The following is a 6,000-nucleotide window of genomic DNA, read 5'->3' on the forward strand; positions in this document are numbered from 1 at the left end:
GCGGGTCGGGCGAATCGCACCTGAACTTCCGTAGACTCTCGTCGTGACTTCTGCGCCTGCCGACCCGATGATCGGGCAAACGCTCGACGGGCGATACGCGATCCGCTCGCGCATCGCACGCGGGGGCATGGCGATGGTGTACCTGGCCAACGACCTGCGGCTCGAACGCCGCGTCGCCGTGAAGGTGATGCACGAGCACCTCGCGGAGGACGAGAACTTCACCCGTCGGTTCGAGCAGGAGGCCCGCAGCGCCGCCCGGCTCTCCCACCCCAATCTGGTGAACGTCTTCGACCAGGGCCACGACGCCGGACGCACCTACCTGGTCATGGAGTACCTGCCCAGCATCACCCTGCGCGAGCTGCTGAAGCAGCAGCAGCGCCTCACCGCGGAGCAGACGCTCGAAATCGGCGAGGCCGTGCTCGCGGGTCTCGCCGCCGCGCACCGCGCCGGCATCGTGCACCGCGACCTCAAACCCGAGAACGTGCTGCTGGCCGACGACGGACGCATCAAGCTCGGCGATTTCGGCCTGGCGCGCGCCGTCAGCGCGAACACGACGACCGGCCAGGCCCTGCTCGGCACGATCGCCTATCTCTCTCCCGAACTCGTCACGCGCGGGATCGCCGATGCGCGGAGCGACCTCTACGCCTTCGGCATCATGCTCTACGAGATGCTCACGGGCACCCAGCCGTTCACGGGCGAGCAGCCGATGCAGATCGCCTACCAGCACGCGCACTCCGAGGTGCCGCTCCCCTCGCTCAAGAGCGCCGAGGCGAGCCCCGAACTCGACGAGCTGGTGCGCTGGACCACGCAGCGCGATCCCGAGCTGCGACCGCTCGACGCCGGCGAGGCGCTGGAGTTCCTGCGCCCGCTGCGCCACGGCCTCGCACCGGCGACCGCCACGCGAGTCCTGCCCGAGCTGAACGGGGAGATCCCGACCCCCTCGACCACCGTCCTCGACGAGGTGCAGCAGCGGGCGCTCGCGGCGGGGGCGCCCCTCCCCGACGCCGCGGCCGACACCGCGGCGCAGCCCCAGCCGCCGGCCTCGCCGATCGAGAGCGCCGCGATCTCCGAGCAGACGCGCAGCAGACGCGGCCGGATCGTCGCCGCGATCCTCGCGCTGCTCGTCGTCCTCGCGGGCGGCGCGGGCTGGTGGTTCGGGCAGGGACCGGGATCGCAGGTGGCCGTTCCCGATGTCGCCGGCTCGGAGATGGAAGCCGCCCAGGCGATGCTCGATCAGCACTCGCTGACCTTCGACGTGTTCGAGTGCTCGAGCGTCGAGGTGCCGGCGGGCAAGGCCGCCCGTACCGAGCCGGAGGCGGGCACGCGGCTCGATCGGGGCAGCTCGGTGCGGCTCTGCCGCTCCACCGGCCCGGAGATGCTGGCCGTGCCCACCATCGCCGGGCTCCCGCTCCCCGAGGCCGAGGCGGTCGTCGAGGAGGCGGGGTTCCGCGTCGGCGAGATCGACCGGCGCTTCGGCGAGGAGACCCGCGACGTGGTGCTCGCGGCGCTCGGCACCGACGGCGAGCCGCTCGGCGAGACCTATCCCGAGCAGGCCCCCGTGGACCTGGTGGTCTCCGCCGGTCCGCTGCCCCCGGTCGCCGGCCTCTCCGAGCAGGCCGCGAAGAGCGAGCTCGAGGCGAGCGAGCTGACCGTCGAGGCCGCTCTGAGCCGCAAGTCGTTCCAGAGCGACGTCGACCGCGGGCACGTCATCGCGCTCCTCACGGAGGACGGCCCGGTGCGTCCGGGCGACGCCGTCGGGCTCGACGTCTCCGTCGGCGCCCTGCCCGACGTCGCGGGTCTCGGCGAGAAGGAGGCGGGCGAGCTCCTCGCCGATGCCGAGCTGTCGGTGGATCCCGAGCTGCGCCAGGAGGCGCACCACGACGAGATCCCCGAGGGACGCGTCATCGCCGTCGTGCCCGCGACCGACCCGGTGCGCCCGGGCGACGCCGTCGGGCTGCAGGTCTCGCTCGGCCCCGAGCTCTTCGAGATCCCCGACGTGGCCGACCTCCCCCTCCGGGAGGCGATCGCGACGATCGAGGCCGCGGGGTTCACCGCGCGCACGAACCCGATCTTCACGGGATCGCTCCTCGACGCCGCGACCGCCACCGGTACCGACCCGGCCGCGGGCACGCGGGTGCGGGCGGGCACCGAGATCTACATCACCGGTTCGCTCTTCGGCTAGCCGGTACCCGCCCGCGGCGCGTCAGCGACCGAGGCGCTTGAGCTCCTCGGCCACGAGGAACGCGAGCTCCAGCGACTGCATGTGGTTGAGGCGCGGGTCGCAGAGCGACTCGTAGCGGGTCTCGAGCGCGGCCTCGTCGATGTTCTCCGAACCGCCGAGGCACTCCGTGACGTCGTCTCCGGTGAGCTCGACGTGGATGCCGCCGGGGAACGTGCCCACCTCGCGGTGCGCCTCGAAGAAGCCGAGCAGCTCGTCCATGACGTCGTCGAAGCGGCGCGTCTTGTACCCGGTCGCCGTGGTGATGCCGTTGCCGTGCATCGGGTCCGTGATCCAGAGCGGCGTCGCGCCCGCGTCGCGCACGCCCGCGAGCAGCCCCGGGAGCACGTCGCGGATCTTGCCGGCGCCCATGCGCGTGATGAAGGTCAGGCGACCCGGCTCGCGCTCGGGGTCGAGCTTGTCGATGAGGCGCATCGCGTCGTCGACCGTCGCGGTCGGCCCCAGCTTGACCCCGATCGGATTGCGCACGTGCGAGAGGAACTCGACGTGCGCACCGTCGAGCTCGCGGGTGCGCTCGCCGATCCAGAGCATGTGCCCGGAGGTGTCGTAGAGCTCGCCCGTTCGCGAGTCCACGCGGGTGAGGGGGCGCTCGTAGTCGAGCAGCAGCGCCTCGTGGCTCACGTAGAACTCCGTCTGCGTGAGCGCGGTGCTCTCGACGCCGCAGGCCTCCATGAACTTCAGCGCGCGATCGATCTCGGCGGCCAGCGATTCGTAGCGCTGGTTCGCCGGATTCGAGACGAAGCCCTTGTTCCACTCGTGCACCTGCCGCAGATCGGCGAAGCCGCCCTGCGTGAAGGCCCGGATCAGATTGAGCGTCGAGGCCGACACGTGGTAGCCCTGCACGAGGCGCTGCGGGTTCGCCGTGCGGGACTCCGTGGTGAAGTCGTAGCCGTTGACCAGGTCGCCGCGGTACGCCGGCAGGGTCACGCCCTCGCGCGTCTCGCTATCGCTCGAGCGCGGCTTGGCGAACTGGCCCGCCATGCGACCCACCTTGATGACCGGCATCGATGCGCCGTAGGTGAGCACGACCGCCATCTGCAGCAGGGTCTTCACCCGGTCGCGGATCTTGTCCGCCGTCGCGGCCGCGAAGGTCTCGGCGCAGTCGCCCCCCTGCAGCAGGAAGGCCTCACCACGAGCGGCTGCCGCGAGCCGCTCGCGCAGCTGGTCGGCCTCTCCCGCGAAGACCAGGGGCGGCTGGGCGGCGAGCTCCGCCGACGCGGCGGCGACCGCGGCGCGATCCGGCCAGCTCGGCTGCTGCTTCGCATCGCGCTCGCGATACGCATCGAGCTCGGTGAACGCTCGAGATGCAGCAGTGTCGGTGGTCTGGATCGTCATCAGCTCTTCCGGATCCTTCGTGTGAAATGCGGGTACGCGAATGCCGCGGTCCGAGACCGCAACCCCTTCAGCCTACTAGCCCGCGACCGCCGATCGAGCACCCTAGCGGTTGCGTACGCTGGAGGCGTACACGTCGACGTACTGCTGACCGCTCAGCTTCTGGATCTCGAGCATGATCTCGTCCGTCACGCTGCGCAGCACGAAACGATCGGCGCTCATGCCCTGGAAGCGGCTGAAATCGAGGGGTCTGCCGATCACCGTGCCGATGCGGCGGATCTTCGGGATCTTCACGCCGATGGGCATGGCCTTCTCGGTGTCGATCATCACGATGGGCACGACCGTCGCGCCCGACTCGAGCACCAACCGCGCCACGCCGGTGCGTCCGCGGTAGAGCCGGGCGTCGGGGCTGCGCGTGCCCTCGGGGTAGATCCCCAGCACGTCGCCCCGGTCCAGCACGCTCAGGCCGGTGTTGAGCGAGGCCTCCGAGGCCTTGCCCCCCGAGCGGTCGATCGGCAGCTGCCCGACCGCCAGCATGAAGTTCTTCACCAGCCAGCCGTTCAGGCCGCGCCCCGTGAAGTAGTCGCTCTTGGCGAGGAAGTACACGCGCCGATCGATCATCAGCGGCATGAAGAAGGAATCGATCACCGACAGGTGGTTTCCCACAATAATTACCGGACCCGACGCGGGAATATTCTCGGCACCCTCCACCCACGGGCGATAGATCGTTTTCAAAAACGGCCCGATGATCAGGTGTTTAAAAATCCAGTAGAGCACGGCCGGCGGTTTCCTCTCGTCTCAGAACAGAATAGCCGAGCCGGAGCGCGTCGCCGGTATGCGTATAGGCTGATGGCATGATCGCGGCGCTGCGGAAGTGCCGCCGTGTCCCCCTTGACGAGGTATCGAAGGAGCTGCCGTGAAACAGTCTGAGACCCCGATCCTGATCCCCTCCGTTCCGGAGGACAACATCACCGATCTGCTGGAGCAGCGCGTCGCCGCGACGCCCGACCGCGCGCTCTTCGCGGTCCCCCAGGGCGAGGGCTGGCGCGACATCAGCGCGGCGGAGTTCCGCGGGCAGGTCGTCGCGCTCGCGAAGGGCTTCGCGGCCGCCGGCGTCGAGCCGGGCGACCGGATCGCGTTCATCTGCAAGACGAGCTACGAGTGGTCGCTCGTCGACTTCGCCCTCCACTACGCCGGCGCCGTCATGGTTCCCGTCTACGAGACCTCCTCCCCCCTGCAGATCCACTGGATCCTCGAGGACTCCGGCGCGCGGGGCGTCATCACCGAGACGGCCGAGCACGCCGAGCGCTTCGCGGAGATCCGCGCCGAGGCCACCGGCGTGACCCTCGACTGGCGCCTCGATCAGGGGGCGCTCGACGCGCTGCACGCGGGCGGGGCGGACATCCCCGACGAGGAGATCGAGCGCCGCAGGTCGCTCGCGGTCGGCAGCGACATCGCCACCCTCATCTACACCTCCGGGTCCACCGGCCGCCCCAAGGGCTGCGTGCTCACGCACTCGAACTTCGTGGATCTCTCGCGCAACGCCGCGGCGGCGCTCTCCGAGGTCGTGCAGCAGCCCGGCTCCTCGACGCTGCTGTTCGTCACCCTCGCCCACGTCTTCGCGCGCTTCATCTCCGTGCTCGCCGTGCACGCGGGCGTGCGCGTGGGCCACCAGGCCGACACCACGCAGCTGCTGCCGGCGCTCGGCTCCTTCAAGCCGACCTTCCTGCTGGCCGTGCCGCGCGTCTTCGAGAAGGTCTACAACTCCGCCGAGCAGAAGACGGAGGCCGAGGGCAAGGGCAAGATCTTCCGCGCCGCCGCCAAGGTGGCCGTCGAGCACTCGGAGGCCCTCGACGCAGGCAGGGTGCCGTTCATGCTCGGCCTCAAGTTCAAGATCTTCGACAAGCTCGTCTACTCGAAGCTGCGCGAGCGTCTCGGCGGCAACGTGCGCTTCGCGGTGTCGGGGTCGGCGCCGCTCAGCCACTACCTCGGCCACTTCTACCGCAGCCTCGGCGTGAAGATCCTCGAGGGTTATGGTCTCACCGAGACCACCGCACCGGTCACCGTCAATCTGCCGGACAAGTTCAAGATCGGCACCGTCGGCCCGGCCCTGCCCGGCCACACCGTCCGCATCGCGGAGGACGGCGAGATCGAGGTCAAGGGCATCGACGTCTTCAAGGAGTACTGGAACAACCCGGAGGCCACGAAGGCCGTGTTCACCGACGACGGCTTCTTCCGCACCGGCGATCTGGGCTCCCTCGACGACGACGGCTACCTCTCGATCACGGGGCGCAAGAAGGAGATCATCGTCACCGCCGGCGGCAAGAACGTCGCACCGGCCGCCCTCGAGGATCCGATCCGCTCCAACACCATCATCGGACAGGTCGTGGTGGTCGGCGATCAGAAGCCCTTCATCTCCGCGCTCGTCA

At 69.8% G+C, this 6,000-nt stretch carries 4 protein-coding genes; 2 read left to right on the forward strand and 2 right to left on the reverse strand.

From position 1 onward, the window contains the following. Window positions 1–43: 43 nt before the first annotated feature. Window positions 44–2,182, forward strand: a complete 2,139-nt coding sequence (gene pknB, locus ACWKZU_RS06100; protein WP_449281508.1) for a Stk1 family PASTA domain-containing Ser/Thr kinase — start codon at window positions 44–46, stop codon at window positions 2,180–2,182. Window positions 2,183–2,203: 21 nt separating this feature from the next. Here pknB and ACWKZU_RS06105 read toward each other — a convergent pair whose 3' ends face one another. Both ACWKZU_RS06105 and ACWKZU_RS06110 read right to left on the reverse strand, forming a co-directional pair. Next, window positions 2,204–3,574, reverse strand: a complete 1,371-nt coding sequence (locus ACWKZU_RS06105; RefSeq protein ID WP_449281509.1) for a class II 3-deoxy-7-phosphoheptulonate synthase — start codon at window positions 3,572–3,574, stop codon at window positions 2,204–2,206. Between the two features lie 102 nt (window positions 3,575–3,676). After that, window positions 3,677–4,348 carry a lysophospholipid acyltransferase family protein gene (locus tag ACWKZU_RS06110; protein WP_449281510.1) on the reverse strand — a complete coding sequence of 224 codons (672 nt, stop codon included), beginning with the start codon at window positions 4,346–4,348 and terminating at the stop codon, window positions 3,677–3,679. Between the two features lie 139 nt (window positions 4,349–4,487). Between ACWKZU_RS06110 and ACWKZU_RS06115 the strand changes: the two genes are divergently transcribed. Beyond that, window positions 4,488–6,000 (forward strand): AMP-dependent synthetase/ligase (locus tag ACWKZU_RS06115; protein ID WP_449281511.1); only part of this gene is annotated, 1,513 nt, incomplete at its 3' end.

The organism is Leucobacter sp. (genome assembly GCF_053528595.1).

Excerpts from the sequence above, each read along its gene's own strand:
- ACWKZU_RS06105 (WP_449281509.1), bottom strand. The coding sequence starts at position 3,574 with ATGACGATCCAGACCACCGACACTGCTGCATCTCGAGCGTTCACCGAG.